This window comes from Streptomyces sp. NPDC005402, from assembly GCF_040606575.1.
GTDB lineage: Bacteria > Actinomycetota > Actinomycetes > Streptomycetales > Streptomycetaceae > Streptomyces.
This window is the reverse complement of record NZ_JBEXFB010000019.1, coordinates 49,043-69,671: the sequence shown is the minus strand read 5'-3', so window position 1 is coordinate 69,671 and position 20,629 is coordinate 49,043. Positions and strand designations below refer to the sequence as shown.

Sequence of the window (20,629 nt, the reverse complement as noted above, 5' to 3'; positions counted from 1 at the left end):
CGGCCGACGGGTGACGCGAACACGGATCTGGCGGTTCATGGCGCCCTCCTAGGGCCTCGATCTGTTCCCCGACACGAACCAGCCTCTTCCCCGAGACCCGCCCGCACATCGTGCCCACGGAGGCACCTGCCCTGCCTCCCCGGGACGACCGCACCGCCTCCCGCTACTCCCGGGGGAGGACAACTACCCCTGAGAACGCCGGATCAAGCCTTGCCCGACAGGACGCACAGGAACACCCGGCCGCGCGCGAGGCGCACACTGGAGGGGCGCGGCGGCCGGAAGCCGGTTCTCCGCACGCGCCAGGGCCTGCCGGCGGGGCCCGGAACGGTGAGGTCGCGGGACCTGGCCACCCACGCCGCCACGGACGCCTCGGTCGCCAGGAGGGGCCATGCGCACAGGCACCGCTCCGGACGCGCCCGCGCCCCGAGCCGCACGGTCGCCCGGTGTCCCCCGATGGCCCGGTGTCCCACGGCTGCTCGCCGTCGTACGTCTGCTCGCGGCCGTGGGAGCAGCGCTCCTGCGCCCCCTTGTGCGCCCCCACCGGCGCCCGGCCCCGGCCGGCCCTTCGCGGCCGGACCAGTTGCGGGCGCTCGTCGCGGTCCTGGACGAGGCGGTGGCCGCGCAGACACCGGCCGACGAGGCGGTGGCCGCGTGCGGCGAACCCGGCCCGGTCTCCCGCGGGACGGCACGGGACTGCGGGCTGCAGAGCATCACCCTGCACCGGTTGCGCACCCGGCTCCAGGACCTGCGGACCACCGACCCGGACCTGATTGCGGCACAGGCCCGCGCCGCCCGGCTGCTCGCCTACGACCTGTGGATGCTGCGCGCCTCGATGAACCTGGCCTTCACCACCCGCCCCGTCGACCGCACCGAGGCGGCCCGCCTGCGCCTCAACGGCCTGGGCCGCCCCGCGGACGACCTGCGCCGGCTGCGCGACACCCTGCGCGCGGAACTCCCCGAGACGTAGGCCCCGGACGACGTCCGCCTGTCGTTTTCGGCAATACCGTGTCCTTTTCCAGCAATACCCGGTCAAGAGTTCTCAATGAACGCTTGTGAGCTTGTACGACGGCATCGATCATTGGCCGAATTCCGCCTGTACCGCTCATCCGCAGGAGCTCCCGGTGACCGCTGGCCCCATCACTTCAGAGCCGGTCGACGCGCCGCCGGCAGCCCGGTCGGAACGCCAGAAGCTGCGCAAGCACTTCGGCCGCTTCGACATCCTGTTCTTCCTGCTGTGCACCATCGTCGGCGTGGACACCATCGGCACGGTGGCCTCCTCCGGCGCGGAGGCGTTCACCTGGCTCATCGTGCTGGCCGTCGTGTTCTTCGTCCCCTCGGCCCTGCTGACCGCCGAACTCGGTGCCGCGTTCCCCGACGAGGGCGGCCCCTACATCTGGACCAGCCGCGCCTTCGGTCGCCTGGCCGGCGCCGTCAACAACTTCCTCTACTGGATCACCAATCCGGTCTGGCTCGGCGGCACCCTCTCCGTCTCCGCCGTCACCGCGTACACGACCTTCTTCAACGACGGCAAGGACCTCGGCACCCCCGCCTTCTACGTCTTCACCCTCGCCTTCGTCTGGATCGGCGTCCTCGCCGCGATCCTCTCCTTCGACGTCGGCAAGTGGATCCCCACCCTCGGCGCGTGGAGCCGCTTCCTCCTGCTCGGCCTGTTCACCGTCACCGTCGTGATCTACGGCATCCAGCACGGCCTGCACGGCTTCGGCCTCGGCGACTTCTCCCCCACCTACGCGGGCTTCGTCGGCCTGGTGCCCGTCCTGATGTTCAACTACGTCGGCTTCGAACTGCCCAGCACGGCGGGCGACGAGATGACCGACGCCCAGAAGGACGTGCCGTACGCCGTCTTCCGCAGCGCCGCCCTCTCCGTACTCCTCTACGCCCTGCCCATCCTCGGCATCCTGCTCGTCCTGCCGGTCAAGGCCATCACCGGCCTCGGCGGCTTCATCGACGCGATCCGCCAGGTCTTCACCGTCTACGGCGGCCACGTCGCCGGCGACGGCACCGCCACCCTCAGCGGCGCGGGCAGCGCGCTCGGGGACCTGGCCGCGATCCTGTTCATCCTCACCGTGCTGTCCTCGGGCGTGACCTGGGTGATGGGCTCCGACCGCGCCCTCGCCGTCTCGGGTTACGACGGGGCGGCCCCCCGCTTCCTCGGCGTCATCTCCAGCCGCTTCGGCACCCCGGTCCGCGTCAACGTCCTCAGCGGCCTGGTCTCCACGGCCGTCCTGGTCCTGGCCCACCAACTCACCGACGGCAGCGCGGCCAAGCTCTTCGGCGCGGTCCTGAGCCTGGCCGTCTCCACCACCCTGGTCAGCTACCTGGGGATCTTCCCCGCGCTCGCGGTCCTGCGCCACAAGGCCCCGGAGGTGCCCCGCCCGTACAAGGCACCCGCGCCCCTCGCCATCAGCGTGGTCCTCACCGCGCTCGTGCTCTTCGCGAGCGTGCAGCTGGTCGCCCCGGGCCTCGGCGACCACTGGTTCAGCACGGCCTACGCACCGGACGGCTGGCAGCACCACGAGCGGGTGAAGTACCTCCTGACCGAGACTCTCCCCCTCCTCGGGTTCATGCTCCTCGGCGTCCTGTTCTGGGCCCTGGGCGCCCCCACCCGCAGGGCGGCGGCCGACGCGCAGAGGTGACCGCGCCGGTGCCGTGTCCGGCAAATGGGCAGGAATTGCCTCGGATCGGAGGAGAAACGTAGGTTGGCGGCCGTTCGGTGGCAGTGCGGTCGAGAGGTACATCCGGTGGGACGACGTGAGAAGCCGGTGGACCCCGAGGCCGGACCGGTCCAGCGGCTGGCGTACGACCTGCGGCTGCTGCGCGAGAAGGCCGGGAAGCCGCCGTACCGGGAAATGGCCGAGCGGGCGGGCTACTCGACGACCGCGCTGTCCCAGGCCGCGGCAGGCGACCAGCTGCCCTCGCTCGCCCTGCTGCGGGCGTACGCGCAGGCGCTCGGCGCCGACCCCGAGGAGTGGGAGCGGCGCTGGCGCGAGGTGGACGCGGAGGTCCGGGCGCCGTCCGCCGAGGAGCGGGCGCCGTACCGCGGTCTCGCCCGCTTCGAACCCGGGGACAGTGATCTGTTCTTCGGCCGGGACAAGCAGGTCGGCGAGTTGCTGGGGCTGGTGCGCGCGCACCGGTTCGCGGCCGTGTTCGGCGCCTCCGGCAGTGGCAAGTCGTCCCTGTTGCGGGCGGGGCTGATCCCGGCGCTGCGCCAGGAGCGGGGCGCCGACCGCCCGGCGGTGGTACGGGTTCTCACGCCGGGCGAACGGCCCGCGCGCACGCACGAGAGCGCGCTCACCGCGCGGGACGGCGAGCTGGACACCTGGGTGCTCGTCGACCAGTTCGAGGAGCTGTTCACCCTCTGCCACGACCGCGAGGAGCGCGACCGCTTCCTCGACCTGCTGCTGCGCGCCCGAGACCGGTCGAGCCGGCTGCGCGTAGCCATCGCCGTACGCGGCGACTTCTACGGCCACTGCGGCAGCCACCCGCACCTCGCCGAGGCGGTCAGCCGCGCGAACCTGCTGGTCGGGCCGATGAGCCGGGACGAGTTGCGGGAGGCGATCACCGGTCCCGCGACCGCCGCGGGCCTGAACGTGGAGCGGGTGCTGACCGCCCGTGTCATCGACGAGGTCGCCGACCGGCCCGGCGCCCTGCCGATGCTCTCGCACGCCCTCCTGGAGACCTGGCGGCGGCGCCGCGGCCGGACCCTCACCCTGGCCGGATACGAGGAGACAGGCGGTGTGCGCGAGGCGATCGCCGCGAGTGCCGAGCAGCTCTACGGCGGTCTCGCGCCGGAGCAGGCCCGCACCGCCCGCCGCGTCCTGCTGCGCCTGATCGCCCCCGGCGACGGCGCCGCCGACACCCGCCGTCCGGCGTCCCGCGCGGAGCTGGAGCCCGGCGCCGGGGAGGTCCTGGAACGCCTCGCGGCCGCCCGCCTGATCACCCTGGACGGTGACACCGTCGAGCTGGCGCACGAGGTGCTGATCACCGGCTGGCCCCGGCTGGCCGGCTGGATCGAGGAGGGCCGGGACCGGCTGCGCGCACAGCGGCACCTCGGCGAGTCGGCCCGCGCGTGGGAGGATCTGGACCGGGACGCGGGCGCCCTGTACCGGGGGACACGACTGGCCCATGCCGAGGAACTGTTCGGCGGCGAGCCGCTGTCCGGTCCGCCGTACCCGTCCGAACCCCAGACCCAGACCCAGGACGACCTCACCCTTCTGGAACGGTCCTTTCTCACCGCCTCCCGCGCCGCTCGGACCGCCGAGCGGGCGGCCGAGGCGCGGACCGCCCGGCGTACCCGCGCGCTCACCGTGGGGCTCGCCGCGTTCCTCGTCCTCGCGCTGGCCGCGGGCCTGCTGGCCTGGCAGCGCGACCGGGTCGGCGAGGAGGAGGCGGCCAAGGCGGCCGCCCGCCGTCTGGCCACGGTGTCCGACAGCCTGCGCACAACGGACCCCCGTACGGCCGCCCTGCTCTCCGTCGCGGCCTGGCGCCTCGCCCCGCTGACCGAGTCCCGTTCGGCCCTGCTGAAGTCCCTGGCCCGGCCGGAGCGCGACACCTACACCGACCCGCTGACCGGCGACGACGCCCGCCGCTTTCTCACCGATCAGGGCCGCAGCCTGGTCACCGTCGCGGGTGGGAAGGTGACCGTGCGGAACGTGGCCGACCACCGCGTCACCGCCGCTCACCGTCTTCCCAGCGGCGCGGAGGCCTCCGCGCCGGGCCCCGACGCCCGCTTCCTCGTCCTCCTCGGCCAGGAGTCCGAGACGCTGTGGAACCTGGCCGCCGGAGAGTCCGCCGCCGACCTGGGCGACACGGCCTACTGGACGGCGGCGGCCGACGGGAGCGCCTACGTCACCGGACCGTCGGACGGGCCGGGCCCCGTGCGGGTGCGCCGGACCGGCGACGGCAAGGTGCTCTTCGCCCGGGACGAGACGCACACCGTGACCACCTCCGCGCTCGGCCCGGGCGGCCGCATCCTCGCCATGTGCCCGGCCGGGGGCGCACCGCAGGTGTGGGACACCGTGCGCGGCAGGAAGCTGCCGGGCGACTGGACGAAGGCGGACGGCACGGTGTGCGGCACCGGCTCGGGAGCGGACGACGGCTCCCGGCTGCTCCGGTTCAGCGCGGACGGCCGCCGCCTGGCCGCCGTACACGGAACGACGGCCACGGTCTGGGACGTCTTTGGGGGGCGGACCGTCGCCGACTTCACCAGCGGCGACTACACCGGCTTCAGCGACGCGGTCCTGTCCCCGGACGGGAAGTTCCTGGCCACGGCCGACGGCCGGGAGGTCGCCGTATGGCAGACGGTGAACGGCGGCGGGCTGGTGTTCCACACACCGACGGCCGGCGCCGAGGTGCGGGAGCTGTCCTGGGACCCGGACCGCGCCGGCAGGACCCTGCGCTACCTCGACGGCGCCACCGTCCACACAGACAACCTGAGCGACCGCCTGAACCTGCCCTGGCGGAGCACTCCGGCGGACGCGACCGCCCTCAGCCCGGACGGCACGGTCCTGGCCACCGTCACCTCCGCCTCCGGGTCCGGGTCCGGGAAGGGCTTTCGCCTCGACCTGCGCGCCACCGATGACGGGGCGGTCCTCGCCCACGCCACGCTCGGTCCGCTGCCGGGCGACGACGGCGACAGGGTCCCGCGCCTGGCCTTCAGCGCGGACGGCGGGTCCCTCGCCGTCGCCGACACGGTGTCCGCGCACGGCTCGCTGCGGCAGCGCTTCAGCGTCTGGGACGTCCACGCCCGTCGGATCCGTACGTCCTTCGAGACCTCCGGCGCGGCGGACCGCACGGTCTTCGCGCTCGCCCTCGGTCCGGGCGGCCGGACACTGCTGGCCGGGCGGGACAGGGACGGTGTCGGCACGGCCGAGCTGTGGGACACCGGCACCCGTCATCGCACGGCCACGCTGAAGGGCGTCTCGCCGGGCCTGCTCACCCTGCGGCCCGACGGCCGGCTGCTCGCCGGCTCCGCCGACCAGTACGCCGCGCTGCCGGCCGGCCGGGTGACCGGGCGCGCCCTGGCCGACGGCCGGCAGGTGACCGCCCTGGCCTTCAGCGCCGACGGCTCCCGGCTCGCCGTGGGTGACATCTCCGGGCACGTGACCGTGTGGGACGGCGACCTGCGGACCCGCCTGGGCATCCTGACCGGCACCTCCGACACCACCGATCAGGGCGACGCCGAGGCCGTGAACGCGCTCGCCTTCTCACCCGACGGCGCCACCCTCGCCGTGGGCGGCCAGAACGGCACCCTGCGCCTGTGGGACACCGCCGGGCAGCAGCAGCTCGGCACCGACCTGCCCACCCGGGACGAGATCGGCACTCTCGCGTTCGGTCCCGACGGCGCCGCCCTCTACACCGGCGGCCCGGACGTACCGCTCCAGCGCCACCCCGTCGCGCCCGACGACGTGGCCCGGGTGCTGTGCGGCCGGTTCGGTGGCGGGCTCACCAGGGCGCGGTGGCGAACGTACGTGCCCGACGCGCCGTACCGGCAGGTGTGCCCCACAACGGACTGAACCTTTTTTCAGGGTGACGCGGAGGGTCGCTGAAAAACGCCCCTGACCTGGAAGGTCGGGTTTGTTCAAGCCCCTCGACCCTCAGGTACTGATCCCATGCGCACTCACCTCCTCATCCCCTCCCTCCTGCTGCTCGGCTCGCTGTCCATGGCGACTGCCTGCTCGTCCGGGTCCTCCGGGACGGCGGGCGGCACGGCCACCGCGGCGCCCGGATCGTCGGCCACCGCCTCCCCGGTGCGCTCCGTCGACCCCTCGAAGATCAAAGGGCTTCAGATCGTCAGCGACAACAGCGAGGACACCTCGTGCGCATGGGCGACCAGCTACCCGGACGTGCCCGGCGCGACCGCGGCGACGGAGGCGATGAAGAAGGACGTGGAGGCGCGCCTGGCCCTCTTCCGCGAGTCCTGCGCCGACGCCGCCGACGCCTCCGGCGCCGAGCTCAACATCAGTCACGGGTTCCTGGTCGCCTCCGGAGACGTCCTCGGCGTCCGCCTGACCACCCTGGGCGGCGGCGGGGTGGGCAGCGGACTGTCCCGGCGCACCTACTGGTACGACGGCCGGGCGGGCGCGTACCGCACCGCGCTGGACCTCGTCGGCAGCGGTTCCCGGTCCGCCTTCGTCGCCGCCCTGAAGAGCCGGCTCCAGGGACGGGAGGGCACGGACGCGCAGACCCTGGACCAGGCGTTCGCCGACCCGTCGCTCCTCGCCGGAGAACTCGACGACATGGCCTTCACCGCGGACGGCGGGCTGCGGGTGACCTTCGATCCGGGCACGGTCGGCGCCGTCCCCGCCGGCTCCTACAGCGTGACCGTCCCCAAGAAGACCGTCACGCCCTGGCTGTCCGACTTCGGTGCACGCGCCCAGCGGCAGAGCGTCAGCCCGTCCGGCTCGCTCGACCTCGGGGCGGCCGCCACGCCCACGCCCGCGGTGCCCACGCACACGGCCTCCGGTGACGACGACACCGACTGCGCGAAGGTCACGTGTGTCGCCCTGACCTTCGACGACGGCCCGTCCACCGCCTACACCGCGACCCTGCTGACGTATCTCGCGCAGTACCAGGCACGGGCCACCTTCTTCACGGTCGGCCAGAACGTCGTCGCCCACCCCGCCCTGGTGCGCGCCGAGGTCCGCGCGGGCCACGAGGTGGGCAACCACTCCTACAGTCACCCCGACCTCACCAGGCTCAACTCCGAGCAGGTCGCGTACCAGCTGAGCCGCACCAGCGCCGCGATCAAGGCCGCCACCGGCACCGCCCCCACCCTGTTCCGCCCGCCCTACGGCGCGCTCAACAGCACCGTCCGCCGGGCCACCCGCCTCTCCCCGGTGCTGTGGACCCTGGACACCGAGGACTGGAAGTACCCGGACGCCGCGAAGGTGGCCCAATCCGTCGTCTCGAAGGTGAAGCGCAACGACGTCGTCCTGATGCACGACATCCACCCCACGTCGGTGGCCGCCGTGCCCGAGATCCTGCGCGCCCTCTCCGCCCGCGAATACCACTTCGTCACCGTCAGCCACCTGCGCTCGACGATGTGACCCTCGGCCGCCGGCACGAGGTCCGGCTCCGCTCGGGTCACCTGCCGGGATCCAGCCGCTGGGCGAGGTCGTGGGCGGTGGCGCTGTTGAGGTCGCCGAGGTAGGGCCCGGCGATCTCGAGACGGCCGCCGGTGAGCGAGGTCCTGACGTAGGGGTTGCCCCAGAGCTTGCCGTCTATGACGATGGCGAACTCGTTGCGCGGGGCCGGGGCCGATGCGAGGGTGCCGGTGAGGGCGGCGAAACGGTCCCGGTCGGTGGAGTCGAGGCGCACGTCGACCTGCCAGGTGCCGACGACATCGCTCTTCTCCGCCTTGGCGGAGGCGACCCGGACGCCGGTCATGCCCGCGGCCCGGTCGACCCGGACGCAGAACGCCGGGTGGGTCGCGCTCGCGGGCACGGTGTAGCCGCCGCTGCCAGGGGCGCACGCCTTCTCGTTGGACGACGTGACCGGCAGGAGGGAGAGCAGGGCCGCCTTCTCCGTGCCCTCCCCCGGCTGCACCACGTGCGCGCGCGGGGTCGCCCCGTCCGCGACGGCCGCCCAGGTGGTGGCGACCGCGACGGCGGCGACGACGCCGACCCCGGCCCGGACCAGCCGCTGCCGCCGCCGGGCGATCCGCAGCGCTCCGTCGGCCAGACCGGCCAGCTGGGCACCGGCGTCACCGCCGCTCTCTTGTACATGGGCGTGCAGGGCGTCGTGCAGCGGGTGTTCGGTCGAGTCGTTCATGCGACGGCGCCCCTTCCGGAGGCAGTGGAGGAGGCGGCCGACGGCCCCGCCCCGGCCAGGGTGGTGCGGAGAGCGGCGAGGGCCTTGTGGGTCTGGCTGCGGACCATCCCCTGGGCGACGCCCAGGATCGCGGCGATCTCGCTGTCCGGCCGGTCCTCGAAGTAGCGCAGCACGATCACCGCGCGCTGGCGCTTGGGCAGCCGCCGCAGCGCCGCCATGATGTCCTGCCGCTGGACCACTGTGTCGGCCCAGTCGGCGGCCTGCGCGGACGGCCGGTCCGGCAGCGTGTCCGTGACCGTCTCCCGCCCCCAGCTGAGCAGCCGGAAGCGGTCCACCTGGGCGTGGTAGAGCGCCCGGCGCACATAGATCTCCGGCTGCTCCCGGTCGCGCAGCTTCGACCAGCGCCGAGCGGTGGCGGCGAGCGCGGTCTGGAGCAGGTCCCGGCCCTGCTCCCAGTCCCCGGTCAGCAGGTAGGCCGTATGCAGCAGCGATCTCGACCGCGCCGCCACGAACTCGCGGAACTGGCGTTCCTCGTCGGCGTTCAATGTGTGCCCTCCCTCGTCCCCTGTAGAGACGGGTGCGGAGGGGGGTTCGACTGCCCGGCCGGCCGGACTTTTCCGAGGGGTGTCACCAGGGCCGATACGGGAACGCGGAGAAGTGCCTTCTCCGGGCGCACCGAGGCGCGAAGGGACCCGAGGATGATCCAGAGTGCTGATATCCGTGAGTGGCGCACTCACGACGTCGTCGACGCGGACGGCCACAAGATCGGCACGTTGGAGGCCGTCTACGTGGACACCAGGACCGACGAGCCCGCCATGGGCACGGTCCAGGTCGGGCTGCCCACCCGCCGTCAGCTGGTGTTCGTCCCGTTGCACGACGCGGTCGTGGGGCCGGGCTACGTCAAGGTCGGCTACGACCGGTCGTTGGTGAAGAAGGGCCCGGCGATCGGCACCGACGATGTGCTGCCCGCCGAGGACGAGGCCGCGGTCTTCGCGCACTACGGCCTGCCCTACCAGCCCGGCGCGAACGGCGAGCGGCAGCTCGCCCGCCGCTGACCGGCCCTGTCGAGGAGGTGTTCACGTCATGACGCTCTTCCTGCTCCTCGTCCTCGCGGCGATCGTGCTCGGCATCGTCGGCGTCGCCGTCAAGGGGCTGTTCTACCTGCTGGTCATCGGCATCGCGGTGTTCCTCGTGGCCCTGGTGTACCTGGGCATGCGCCTCGGCCGCTCGGGCCGGCACCGGCGCCCGGTGCGCTGAGCGGCTGGTCAGGACTCCGGTGTCCGTGAGGGCGACGCGTCGGCGAGCTGCGCTCCGGTGTCGGCGTACCGCCGGGAGGCACTGACGCCGTGCCAGTCCAGGCACATGATGGTGGCATCGTCGCGCAGGTGACCGTCGTTCGCCGCGATGACCTTCGCGATCACCGTGCGGGCGGCCTCCCGCGGATGCAGGTGGCTGGTGCGCACGATGAGGCCCTCCAGGTCCACGTCCCGGGCCCGGCGCTCCAGCATGCCGTCGGTGAGCATGACCAGCCGGTCGCCGGGCCGCAGATCCAGCCGCTGGACCCGGTAGCCGCGCGAGAACGGAAACCCGAACGGCATGTCGACCTCGACCTGGAGCCGCTCCACCCTCCCGTCGCGCAACCTCAGCGGCCAGGGATGACCCGCGTTGATGAACTCCGTGCCGCCGTCGAGCAGGCTGATGCGCAGGAGCTGGCCGGTGACGTATCCGTTCTTGCCGTGGTCGCGCAGGGTCTGGTGGGCCTGCCGGGCCTGTTCGTCGAGATCGGCGCCCGCCCGTCGGGCTCCGCGCAGCGCCCCGATGGCGAGGGTGGCCAGGAGTGCGGCGTCGACGTCGTGGCCCATGGCGTCGGTGACGGACAGCTGCATGGTGTCGCGGTCGACGACGTAGTCGAACGTGTCGCCGCCGACATGGTCGGCGGGCTCCAGTGATCCGGCGACCGTGAACTGCGCGGCCTCGCAGGCGAGGGACGAGGGCAGCAGCCGGTGCTGGATCTCCGCGGCCAGATTCAGCGGCTTGGTGCGGCGGCCCCACTGGTACACATCGGTGTACGACCGGTTCGCGATGACGATGTAGGCCAGTGCGTGCGCGGTCTCGCCGATCTCCCGCATCGCGGCTTCGTCCGGTGCCGAGGGCAGGAAGCATTCCAGGAGACCGATGGCGTCTCCCCGGTTGGTGACCGGAGCGATGACCCGGACCGTGCTCCCGTCGCCCTCGGCCTCCGTGACCGGCTGCTGGGTCCGGATCACCTCGTCGTACAGGGTGCCGCGCAGGCCTGTGCGTCTGACCGGTTCGTCGGTCCTGACGTCCCCCGCGGCGCCGAGGCGCACCACTGACGTACCGGTGAAGTCCGTGATGAGAAAGGAGACGCGCGTCGCGTCGAGGCTCTTCCTCAGCATGTGGGCGACGACGTCCAGCGATTCCACCGGCGCGGCGGCTTCCGCCGCGGCCAGCACCTCGGCGAACTCCATGATCCGGACGTGGTCGTCGGTGACCCGGGAGAGCTGGGCGTCGGCCGCACCGTGAGCGTCCGCCGGATTTGGACTCACCTGATGCGTCTCCTGTTTTCTGCTCGCCCACAGTCGTCCCGCCCAAGGGGCAGGACGCCGACGGGGCCGGTCGGGACGGCGCGGCCAGGCACGCACCGATACCGCCCGGAGGAAGTCTGCCACCCCGGATCCACCGCCTGCCACCCCGGCTTCAGGGCCTGGCCGTGAGCCTCCCTCACCTGGGGCTGGGAACCCGGGCGCGGCCCGGCCGCGCTCACGACGACGCCCGGCGGCGGTGTACGGCGGCGACGGCGCCCAGGGCCACGCCGACCGCGACGACGATCAGCCCACGCGCCCACACCTCGGCCTCGACCTGCGTGGCGAGCAGCACGCAGGACGCCGCACCCAGCACGGGGACGGCGGTGTACGCCCGGAAATGGGGCCGGTCCGGGCGGTCGCGGCGCTGCACGAGGACGGCGGTGTTGACGATGAGGAACACCACGAGGAGCAGCAGCACCAGGGTCGAGGCGAGGGTGGCCACGTCCGAGGTGAGGGCCAGCAGGAAGGACAGGACCGTCGTGGCCGCGATCGACGCCCACGGGGTACGGCGCCCGGGCAGCACGCCGGTCAGGAAGCGGGGCAGGAGACCGTCGCGCGCCATTCCGTAGGCCAGACGGGAACTCATGATGCCGGTGAGCAGCGCGCCGTTGGCGACGGCGACGAGCGCGACGGCGCTGAACAGCTTCGGCGGAACCCCGCCCGCCTCCTTCACCACTTCGAGCAGCGGGCCGCTGGAGCGCGCCAGTGTGCCGGTGGGGACGGCGGCCGAGGCGACGATTCCGACCAGGACGTAGACGGCCCCCGCCGTGATCAGGGCGCCGAAGAGAGCGCGGGGATACGAGCGATTCGGATCCCGGGTCTCCTCGGCGACGTTGACGGAGGTCTCGAAGCCGACGAAGGAGTAGTACGCGATGACCGTTCCGCCCAGGGCCCCGGCGGCGGCCCCGGTGTCGGAGGTGCCGAGGCTGACGAGTCTGCCGGGGTCGCCGTCACCGCGCAGGAACAGCCAGATCCCGAGGCCGACGACGAGGAGGAGACCGCTCACCTCGATGACCGTCGCGGCCACGTTGGCGCGGGTGGACTCGCTGATGCCCCGGGCGTTGAGGAGGGCCAGGGCGCACAGGAAGACGGCCGCCACCAGGACGACGGGCAGGCTGACGAAGGTGGACAGATAGTCGCCGGCGAACCCCCGCGCCAGCGCGGCCACGGACACGATGCCCGCGGCCAGCATGCAGAACCCGACGAGGAACCCGGTGAACGGCCCGTAGGCGAGGGTCGCGTAGTGGGACGCGCCGCCGGCCCTCGGGTACTTCGTGGCGAGTTCGGCGTACGAGGCGGCCGTCAGGAGCGACAGCAGCAGGGCGAGGAGCAGGGGCACCCACACGGCGCCGCCCGATTCCGCGGCGACCTGGCCGATGAGGACGTAGACCCCGGCGCCCAGCACGTCGCCGAGGATGAAGAAGTAGAGCAGAGGCGTCGTCAGCGCCTTCTTGAGTGCGGGGGTGTCGTCCCGGGTCGTGCGGTGGGGCGCGGGTGCGAAGGGGTTGGTCACCGCTCCCGACTACCCCTGCGGCCCGGCCGTAGACCCGGTGGGTCCGGCGGGCGCGGTCAGGCGATCCCGGTGCCGTGCAGCAGCAACGTCACGTCCACCACCGCCACGGAGACCGCTGCCGCGAACGCCGACCGCTCCCAGCGGCGTCCCAGCACGGCCCCGGCCACCGCGACCAGGACGGCCACCGCGAGCGCCGCCACTCCCCAGCTGTCGGGTGGCCCGGCAGGACCCAGCACCAGAACCGCGGACGCGGCCACCAGCGGCACCGGCAGCAGCAGCCGCACGCCGTCCGGGCCCAGCCGGTGCGGCCAGCCCCGTACACCCGTCGCCAGGTCCCCTCGGATGTCCGGCAGCACGTCACCCAGATGGGCGCCGACCCCCAGCAGCGCCCCGGCGGTGACGACCCACCAGGCCGGCCAGGGGTGCCCCGGCAGCCCCAGCGCCACGAACGCGGGGAGCGTGGCGAAGCCCACCGCGTACGGCGCCCAGGACCACGCCGTCGCCTTGAGCCGCAGGTCGTACGCCCACGCCGCCGCCACCCCGGCCAGGTGCACGGCGCCCGCCCACAGGCCGCACGCGAACGACAGCGGTACGCACAGCGCGAGCGCGGCGTACGCGGCCACCCACACCTCCGTCGCACCGACCGTGCCGTCGACGACGGGTTTGCCCCGGCGGCCGGCCGCGGTGTCCCGGCCGGCGTCGAACGCGTCGTTGCACCAGCCGACGGACAACTGCCCGGTCAGCACGGCGGCCGCGGTCAGGACACAGCGCCCGGCGCCCTGGCCGGCGGTCACGGCCAGCCCGGCGATCAGCGCGGTGACCGCCACGACCGGCCCCGGATGGCACGCCCCGGCCAGACCCCTCGCCCGGTCTGCCCACCTCGAGGCCGGGACGCCGGCCGTCGACTGCTCGGGAGTGCCCACCCGGCCGATCGTAGGCGTCCGGGCCTCACCCGGCCGGTACCCACGCCCCGGAGGCAACGGCCGGACGGGCGATACAAGGTGGTGAAGTCCCCGGTCCGGGGAAAGATGTGCGAGCAGCCCACCCAGTCGGTCACCGGACGGGAACCACATGACGCGGATCGCCGCCGTTCACGGCGCCCTCGCACCGCACCGCCACACCCAGCACGAGATCACGGACATGGTGGCCCGCACCTGCCTGCCGGAGGGTACGGACCGGCGGGTCCTGGACCGGCTGCACCACAGGGCGATGGTCAACTCGCGCCACATGACGCTGCCGCTCGACCGGTACGGGGAACTGGACGGGTTCGGTGCCTCCAACGACGTCTTCATCGCCGCCGCCACCGACCTGGGCGCCAAGGCCGTCCGGGGCGCCCTGCACACCGCCGGTCTGTCCGGGGCCGACGTGGACCTGCTGGTCTTCACCTCCGTCACCGGCATCGCCACGCCCTCGATCGACGCGGGGCTGGTGGGCCGCCTCGGGCTGCGGCCGGACGTCAGACGGATGCCCCTGTTCGGCCTGGGCTGTGCCGGTGGGGCCGCCGGTCTCTCCCGTCTGCACGACTACCTGCTGGGCCGGCCCGACCACGTGGCGGTGCTGCTGTCGGTCGAACTGTGCTCGCTCACCTTCCAGCGCGACGACGCCTCCATGGCCAACCTGGTCGCCACCGGGCTGTTCGGGGACGGTGCCGCCGCGGTCGTCGCGTGCGGCGCGGGCCGCCCGGGTGAGACCTCCGGCCCGACGATCGTGGACACCCGCAGCCATCTGTATCCGGACACCGATCGCGTCATGGGCTGGGACATCGGGGACTCGGGCTTCCGGGTCGTCCTCGACCCGCGGGTCCCCGACGTGGTGCGCCAGTACCTCGCGGATGACGTCGAGGGGTTCCTCGGCGACCACGGGCTGAAGCCGAAGGACGTGACCGCCTGGGTGTGCCACCCCGGCGGCCCCAAGGTCCTGGAGGCCGTCACCGAGGCCCTCGACCTGCCCGAGGGGACGCTCGACGTGACCTGGCGGCACCTCGCCGACGTGGGCAACCTGTCCTCGTCGTCGGTGCTCCACGTCCTGCGCGACACCCTGGCCGAGCGCCGCCCGCCGCCCGGCACACCAGGTGTGCTGCTGGCCATAGGGCCCGGCTTCGCCTGCGAACTCGTCCTGCTGCGCTGGTAGTTCGGACCGCCGAACGACCCGAAGGACCCGAAGGACCCACGACACATGATCTGGTACGGACTGCTGGTGGCCGCCGTCGCAGGCGAGCGCGTCGCCGAACTCGTCGTCGCCCGCCGCAACGAGCGGTGGAGCAGCGCCCGCGGCGCGACCGTGAGCGGGCAGGGCCACTACCCGGCGATGGTCGCCCTTCACACCGGCCTGCTGGCCGCCTGCCCGGTCGAGGTGTGGCTGGCGGATCGGCCCTTCGTACCCGCCCTGGCCTGGCCGATGCTGGCCGTGCTGGTGGCCGCCCAGGCGCTGCGGTGGTGGTGCATCCACACCCTGGGGCCCCGTTGGAACACCCGGGTGATCGTCGTCCCCGGCCTGCCGCTGGTGACGGGCGGCCCCTACCGGTGGCGGTGGCTGCGGCATCCGAACTACGTGGCCGTGGTCGCCGAGGGCCTGGCCCTGCCACTGGTCCACACCGCCTGGATCACCGCGACGGCGTTCACGGTGCTCAACGCCGCCCTGCTCACCGTCCGCATCCGCTGCGAGAACCGGGCGCTCGCCGCGGCGACCGCCCCGACCACACCGACGACGTCGGCTCCGGCGTGATCGACGTCCTGGTGGCCGGCGGCGGACCGGCAGGCCTGGCCACCGCCATCCACGCCGCCCTCGCCGGCCTGGAGGCCGTCGTCGTCGAACCCCGCGCCACGCCCGTGGACAAGGCCTGCGGGGAGGGCCTCATGCCCAGCGGCGTCACCGCGCTGCGGGCCCTGGGCGTCGAGGAGGTCACCGGCCGCGCACTGCGCGGCATCCGCTACCTGGACGGCACCACCCACGCCGAAGCCTCCTTCCGCGGCCGCGGCGGGCTCGGAGTCCGCCGTACGACCCTGCACTCCGCCCTGCACGAGCGGGCGCTCGGCCTCGGCGTGCGCGTGCTGGCGGGCAAGGTGGGCGAGGTGCGCCAGAAGGCGGACTCGGTCACCGCCGCCGGAATGACGGCCCGTTGGCTGATCGCCGCCGACGGCCTGCACTCCCCCGTGCGCCGCGGCTTGGGGCTGAACCTGCCGGGCCGCCCCCACGGCCGCTACGGACTGCGCCGGCACTACCGCGTCGAACCGTGGACGGACTTCGTGGAGGTCCACTGGTCCCGGCACGGCGAGGCCTACGTGACACCGGTCGGCGACGACCTGGTGGGCGTCGCGATCCTCAGCCGGAGCCGTCGCGGGTACGACGATCACCTGGCCGCCTTCCCGGCCCTCGCCGCGTCGCTGCACGGCCCGGCGACGACCGACGTACGCGGCGCAGGCCCCCTGCGACAGCGGGTGCGGCGCAGAGTCGCCGGCCGTGTCCTGCTCGTCGGCGACGCCGCGGGCTACCTGGACGCCCTCACCGGCGAGGGTGTCGCCCTCGCGCTGGCGACGGCCGGGGCCGCCGTCCGCTGCCTGGCCTCCGGACGACCGGACGCCTACGAGCGCGCCTGGGCCCGACTGACCCGCCGCCACCGCCTGTTGACCGGGGCCCTGCTGGCCGCCGGCCACCGACCGGGCACCGCCCGCCTCATCGTCCCCGCGGCCTCCCGGCTGCCCCCGCTGTTCTCAGCCGCCGTCCACGCGCTTCAGTAAGCCCACAAGTGAACGAAAAGGAAGTACCGGACGTATCGAACTACAGACCCGCCCTGCGGCGGGCCCGAGGACCAGCCCTACCGCACACGTCGCGGCAGGAGGTTCCAGCGGAAAGAAGAACTGTCATGAACCGCGCCGCCACCATCGCCGCGGCGGCGACCGCCGTCGCCGCCTTCGCCGCCGGATGCGGAAGCTCCGGCACCACCGGCTCGTCGTCCGCGTCCACCGGCTCATCGCCTCCGCCCGGCAGCTCGGCACCCGCCACCGGCGGATCCGGCACGCTGGAGGCCCACAGCTCCCCGCTCGGCCGGATCCTCGTCGACGGATCCGGCCGGACCCTGTACCTGTTCAGGGCCGACAGCGGCACCACCTCGCACTGCTACGGCACCTGCGCCCAGGCATGGCCACCCGACACCACGACCGGACACCCCAGCGCCCACGGCCTGAACACCACCATGGTCGGCACAACTGCCCGTAACGACCACACCACCCAGGTCACCTACCACGGCCACCCCCTCTACCGCTTCTCCCAGGACACCAAGCCCGGCGACACCACGGGCCAGGGCAGCACGGCCTTCGGAGGCGCCTGGTACGTGGTCAGCCCCGGCGGCACCTCGATCATCAGCACCGCGCCCAGCCCCTCCGCAAGCGGCTCGGGAGGCGGCTACGGCTACTGACCCGCCGCGAAACCGACCGTGACGTTCTCGGCGGTGACCGGTGGACGGTGACTGCGCGGGCCGTGACGCACCGGCCGCTCAGTCGGCCCCGGAGAAGTCCGAGGACGTCGACGACCGGCGTACGCGCAGGACGAACCCGGCGCTCTCGCAGCGGCCGGGGAGATCCCGGAAGTCCTCCGTGTCCATGCGGGAGCGCAGGAGCGACACCGCTCTGCGGGCGATCGACTCGCGCTGGGGGTCGACGGTGGTCAGGGGCGGTGAGGCGAAGCGGGCCGCCTCGATGTCGTCGAAGCCGACCAGGGCCACGTCGTCCGGGACGGAGACGCCGCTTCGGGCCAGGACCGACAGCGCGCCGATGGCCACCACGTCGTTGTAGCAGAAGAGGGCGTCGAAGCGGACGCGGGTGCGCAGCAGACGGGCCACCGCACCGGCGCCGGAGGACCACAGATCGGCGTTGTCCACACCGATCACCAGCGAGTCGTCATAGGCGACCCCGGCGTCCTCGAGTGCTCTGCGGTAGCCGTGCAGACGTCGGCCGCCCGCGCGTGGCTCCTCCTGTTCGCACAGGGCGGCGATACGGCGTCGGCCCTGGGCGAGCAGGTGACCGACGGCCGCGTGTGTGCCCTGCTCGTCGGCGATCTCGACGTAGTCCAGATGCGTCCCGGCCGCCCGGTCGGGGCGCTCGCCGAGGACGACGGTGGGCTGGGTGAGCGGCAGGGGCAGGTACTCCTCGGCAGTGAGGGCCTGCGGCACGTAGATGACCCCGTCCACGAGTTCCTTGTGTGATGCGGACAGGACGGCTCGTTCCCGCTCGGCGTCTCCGCGCGTGGTCTCGACGACCACTTTCAGTCCCTGGGTCTCCGGAGCCCGGATGACCTGTTCGGCCAGCTCCGCGTTGAACGGCTGGTAGACGTTCGGGAGGACCAGCGCGATGGTGCCGGTGCGCTGCGAGCGCAGGCCGCGGGCGAAGGGGTTTATCCGGTAGCCGAGTTCCTCGACGGCCGCACGGACGCGGTGTTCCGTCTCCGGGCTGAAGGAGCCGGTGCCGTTGATGACGTTGGAGACCGTCTTCGTCGAGACGCCCGCCTTCTCGGCCACGGTACGCATGGTCACGCTCCGCCCCATGCGGCCATCCCTCCCAGAGTCGATTCACGGACGGTCAGTTGGTGGTCGGCGACGAACAGTCGTCCGGAATCCCGCTCGACCGTACCGTTCGCGCGGTCGTTCATACGGTCGTTCAGCAGGGCCAGGGCTTCCCGGGCGATCTGGGCCCTGCCGGGGGCGATGGAGGTGAGCGCCGGGTGGGCGTACCGGGCGTCGTCCGTGTCGTCGAATCCGGCGACGGCCACCTCGGCCGGGACCCTCACCCCCGCTTCCTGCAGGGTGTGCAGGGCACCCAGCGCCAGGACGTCCGCAAAGGCGACCACGGCGTCGAACGCGACGCCTTCTTCGATCAGCCGGCGCATGCCCGTGGCTCCCTCCTGGCGGTTCCAGTGGGGGGTTCCCACTTCGAGGACCAGGTCGGGGAGGTAGGGCAGGCCCGCGTCGCGCAGCCCGTCCCGGTAGCCCTCCAGGCGCAGGTGAGCGGCGGCCCGCTCCGGCCGGCCGGTGTGGTCGGCACCCAGAGCCGCGATCCGGGTGTATCCCAGCGACACCATGTGCCCGACGAGGGCGCGGACGCCCTCCCGGTTGGCCATGGCGACCCGGTCGACGGGCGCGTCGTAGGCACGTTCGGAGATGAACACCGTCGGCACGGTCCGCGCCACGGTCAGGGCCTGTGCGTCCGACAGTCCCACCGGGTACATCAGCAGCCCGCCCAGGTGCGGACCATGCTCCCGGACCAGTGCGAGTTCGGCCTCGGCGTCTCCCTCGGTGAGCTCGATCAGCACTGTGAGCCCGTGGCGTTCGGCCTCCCGCATGATCTCCTCGGCGAGCGAGGAGAAGTACGGCTGGGACAGATGCGGCAGGGCGAGGCCGACGAGGTCGATCCGGCCGGTGCGCAGGTTGCGGGCGACCGAGTTGGGCCGGAAGTCCAGCTCGGCTATCGCGGCGTCGACCTTCCGCCGGGTCTGCTCACTGACGTTGGGCTCGCCGTTGACCACACGGGAGACCGTCTTCAGTGACACCCCGGCCCGCTGGGCCACGTCATGCATCGTGGACATGACCGAACCTTAGGCTCCGGCCGCGGCGGAACTGCGCAGCTCCGCGCACTCGGCCTCGGTGAGCGGCAGCACCGACCCATGGCGGAGCCCCGGAGGCAGTGCGCAGAATTCCGGGTCGTCCACCGGCAGCCACACAGAACTGTCCAGGCGGTCGGCCCGGAAGGGCACATAGCCGCGGCCGAGGAACTCGTCCAGCAGGAGCAGCCAACCCCGCCCGCCGGGCGCGGGAAGCACGATCGGCCCCTCGGCGTACGCCAACCCGGGCAGTTCCTCGGTGCCCCGGCCCACCCCCTGGGCCACGGGCTCGTACTCCGTGGCGGTCAGGTCCCGGGAGCGCTCGACGAAGACGAACTTGGCGTCAGGAGCGTCCGGCGTGCCGGGCAGGCGCTCGTCCTTGGTGAACCGGTAGAACCATCCGTCGTGCTCCACGACGGTGGAGTCGATGACGGAGTACCCGTTGTCCACCCACACCCGGGAAACGCCGAAGGTGCGGAAGTCCTTGGTGGTCGCGCAGTACATACGCTGATACGAAGGGCTCTCGTGCCCCGGGTCGTCGTCCGGGTAGACGGTGGAGGCCCAGAAGACCAGGTACTCCTCGCGGCCCGGGTCATAGACGGCCTCGGGCGCCCAGACGCACCCGGCCCGCTCCGGCATGACCTCGACCCGGCGCGGCCCCTCCCACGTGCGCAGGTCGGCCGAGCTCCACACCAGCAGATCGCGGCTGCCGTGCGCGATCGCCTGTTCCCAGCCCTCGCCGCCGTGGATGCGCAGGTCGGTGGCGAGCAGATGGAACCCACCGCCGTCCGCGGCCCGCACCAGGAACGGATCCCGGGCGCCTCCGCCCGCCGGGGCGAGCGTCGGAACACCGGTGAGTTCCGTCCAGCGGTCCATGCGGGGCGTGTCGCAGAGCGCGAAGCGGATCCGCTCGCCGTCGGGGCGCTGCTCGCCGGCGAAGTAGGCGAAGAGGTAGCCGGCGGGCCGTTCGGGCCCCGCCCCGGGATGCGGCTGTGCCGTACCTGTGGCTTGGTGATCGCGGTGGGCGCTCTGAGGCACGGGGACCTGTCTCCTCGTCTGCAGGGGATGCGTGAGGTGAGCTTCGCATCGCGAATTCATCGTTGTCAAAGGGCGGGAAGTCCGACGGAGC

At 73.0% G+C, this 20,629-nt stretch carries 18 protein-coding genes; 10 read left to right on the top strand and 8 right to left on the bottom strand.

Annotated features, from left to right (window positions below):
• Positions 1-388 precede the first annotated feature (388 nt).
• The 4 genes from ABZT02_RS31610 to ABZT02_RS31595 all read left to right on the top strand — a co-directional run bounded on the left by ABZT02_RS31610 (position 389) and on the right by ABZT02_RS31595 (position 8,066).
• Positions 389-967 (top strand): hypothetical protein, encoded by a 579-nt coding sequence (locus ABZT02_RS31610; RefSeq protein WP_356023526.1) that lies wholly within the window; start codon positions 389-391, stop codon positions 965-967.
• 154 nt (positions 968-1,121) lie between these two features.
• A complete protein-coding gene (locus ABZT02_RS31605) occupies positions 1,122-2,654 on the top strand; it encodes an APC family permease (RefSeq protein ID WP_356023524.1) in 1,533 nt (510 codons plus the stop codon).
• Between the two features lie 105 nt (positions 2,655-2,759).
• The gene (locus tag ABZT02_RS31600; RefSeq protein WP_356023522.1) at positions 2,760-6,533 is read left to right on the top strand and encodes a helix-turn-helix domain-containing protein; all 3,774 of its coding nucleotides are present in this window, start codon (positions 2,760-2,762) and stop codon (positions 6,531-6,533) included.
• Between the two features lie 96 nt (positions 6,534-6,629).
• Positions 6,630-8,066: a polysaccharide deacetylase family protein gene (locus tag ABZT02_RS31595; RefSeq protein WP_356023520.1), complete on the top strand. Its 1,437-nt coding sequence runs from the start codon at positions 6,630-6,632 to the stop codon at positions 8,064-8,066.
• Positions 8,067-8,103: 37 nt separating this feature from the next.
• On the opposite strand, the gene ABZT02_RS31590 is transcribed toward ABZT02_RS31595, so the two are convergent.
• Entirely contained in the window at positions 8,104-8,790 is a 687-nt protein-coding gene (locus ABZT02_RS31590) for a hypothetical protein (protein ID WP_356023518.1), read from the bottom strand.
• Positions 8,787-9,335 (bottom strand): SigE family RNA polymerase sigma factor, encoded by a 549-nt coding sequence (locus ABZT02_RS31585; RefSeq protein ID WP_356023516.1) that lies wholly within the window; start codon positions 9,333-9,335, stop codon positions 8,787-8,789. The genes ABZT02_RS31590 and ABZT02_RS31585 overlap by 4 nt, the downstream gene beginning before the upstream one ends.
• A gap of 153 nt (positions 9,336-9,488) precedes the next feature.
• Here ABZT02_RS31585 and ABZT02_RS31580 point away from each other — a divergent pair, with 153 nt between their 5' ends.
• On the top strand, positions 9,489-9,845 hold the full coding sequence (locus ABZT02_RS31580) for a PRC-barrel domain-containing protein (protein WP_355737220.1): 357 nt from the start codon (positions 9,489-9,491) through the stop codon (positions 9,843-9,845).
• A 28-nt stretch (positions 9,846-9,873) separates the two neighbouring features.
• Entirely contained in the window at positions 9,874-10,047 is a 174-nt protein-coding gene (locus ABZT02_RS31575; RefSeq protein WP_356023514.1) for a hypothetical protein, read from the top strand.
• 8 nt (positions 10,048-10,055) lie between these two features.
• On the opposite strand, the gene ABZT02_RS31570 is transcribed toward ABZT02_RS31575, so the two are convergent.
• From ABZT02_RS31570 to ABZT02_RS31560, 3 genes are all read right to left on the bottom strand, one after another.
• Positions 10,056-11,279 carry a PP2C family protein-serine/threonine phosphatase gene (locus ABZT02_RS31570; RefSeq protein WP_356023745.1) on the bottom strand — a complete coding sequence of 408 codons (1,224 nt, stop codon included), beginning with the start codon at positions 11,277-11,279 and terminating at the stop codon, positions 10,056-10,058.
• Positions 11,280-11,571: 292 nt separating this feature from the next.
• Positions 11,572-12,909, bottom strand: coding sequence for an APC family permease (locus tag ABZT02_RS31565; protein ID WP_356023512.1), 1,338 nt, complete (start codon positions 12,907-12,909; stop codon positions 11,572-11,574).
• A gap of 56 nt (positions 12,910-12,965) precedes the next feature.
• Entirely contained in the window at positions 12,966-13,832 is an 867-nt protein-coding gene (locus ABZT02_RS31560; protein ID WP_356023510.1) for a UbiA family prenyltransferase, read from the bottom strand.
• Positions 13,833-13,980: 148 nt separating this feature from the next.
• On the opposite strand from ABZT02_RS31560, the gene ABZT02_RS31555 reads away from it, so the two are divergent.
• From ABZT02_RS31555 to ABZT02_RS31540, 4 genes are all read left to right on the top strand, one after another.
• Positions 13,981-15,039, top strand: a complete 1,059-nt coding sequence (locus tag ABZT02_RS31555) for a 3-oxoacyl-[acyl-carrier-protein] synthase III C-terminal domain-containing protein (protein ID WP_356023508.1) — start codon at positions 13,981-13,983, stop codon at positions 15,037-15,039.
• 45 nt (positions 15,040-15,084) lie between these two features.
• Complete coding sequence (locus ABZT02_RS31550) at positions 15,085-15,633, top strand: isoprenylcysteine carboxyl methyltransferase family protein (RefSeq protein WP_356023506.1); 549 nt, start codon at positions 15,085-15,087, stop codon at positions 15,631-15,633.
• The gene (locus ABZT02_RS31545; protein WP_356023504.1) at positions 15,630-16,646 is read left to right on the top strand and encodes an NAD(P)/FAD-dependent oxidoreductase; all 1,017 of its coding nucleotides are present in this window, start codon (positions 15,630-15,632) and stop codon (positions 16,644-16,646) included. The genes ABZT02_RS31550 and ABZT02_RS31545 overlap by 4 nt, the downstream gene beginning before the upstream one ends.
• Before the next feature lie 125 nt (positions 16,647-16,771).
• Positions 16,772-17,323 carry a hypothetical protein gene (locus ABZT02_RS31540; protein ID WP_356023502.1) on the top strand — a complete coding sequence of 184 codons (552 nt, stop codon included), beginning with the start codon at positions 16,772-16,774 and terminating at the stop codon, positions 17,321-17,323.
• A 78-nt stretch (positions 17,324-17,401) separates the two neighbouring features.
• Here the strand turns inward: ABZT02_RS31540 and ABZT02_RS31535 are convergent, their stop codons facing one another.
• The 3 genes from ABZT02_RS31535 to ABZT02_RS31525 are packed head-to-tail and all read right to left on the bottom strand — an operon-like array spanning position 17,402 to position 20,538.
• On the bottom strand, positions 17,402-18,430 hold the full coding sequence (locus ABZT02_RS31535) for a LacI family DNA-binding transcriptional regulator (protein ID WP_356023743.1): 1,029 nt from the start codon (positions 18,428-18,430) through the stop codon (positions 17,402-17,404).
• Positions 18,431-18,432: 2 nt separating this feature from the next.
• Positions 18,433-19,485: a LacI family DNA-binding transcriptional regulator gene (locus ABZT02_RS31530; RefSeq protein WP_356023500.1), complete on the bottom strand. Its 1,053-nt coding sequence runs from the start codon at positions 19,483-19,485 to the stop codon at positions 18,433-18,435.
• Positions 19,486-19,494: 9 nt separating this feature from the next.
• Positions 19,495-20,538 carry a glycoside hydrolase family 43 protein gene (locus tag ABZT02_RS31525; protein ID WP_356023498.1) on the bottom strand — a complete coding sequence of 348 codons (1,044 nt, stop codon included), beginning with the start codon at positions 20,536-20,538 and terminating at the stop codon, positions 19,495-19,497.
• Between the last annotated feature and the right edge of the window lie 91 nt (positions 20,539-20,629).